At 49.6% G+C, this 258-nt stretch carries 2 tRNA genes; both read right to left on the bottom strand.

Annotated elements, in window-relative coordinates:
* Positions 1–36 precede the first annotated feature (36 nt).
* Positions 37–111: transfer RNA gene (locus MD588_RS26005), tRNA-Gln, on the bottom strand.
* 56 nt (positions 112–167) lie between these two features.
* Positions 168–252, bottom strand: a tRNA-Leu gene (locus tag MD588_RS26010).
* Between the last annotated feature and the right edge of the window lie 6 nt (positions 253–258).

Genomic DNA, 258 nt, shown 5'->3' on the forward strand with positions numbered 1-258 from the left:
CGCTTAATCTGTTTGATTAGGCCACATAATAAAATGTGGCAGGGCTACCTGGATTCGAACCAGGGAATGGCGGCATCAAAAGCCGCTGCCTTACCGCTTGGCGATAGCCCTACAGCGTTCTTTACGAACAAGTGCTTTTCTTCAAAGCTGTTCTCTCAATGAGAGAATGGTGCGGAAGGAGAGACTTGAACTCTCACACCTTGCGGCGCCAGAACCTAAATCTGGTGCGTCTACCAATTCCGCCACTTCCGCATCTTA

This window comes from Photobacterium obscurum (assembly GCF_026191635.1).
GTDB classification, from domain to species: Bacteria; Pseudomonadota; Gammaproteobacteria; order Enterobacterales; family Vibrionaceae; genus Photobacterium; species Photobacterium obscurum.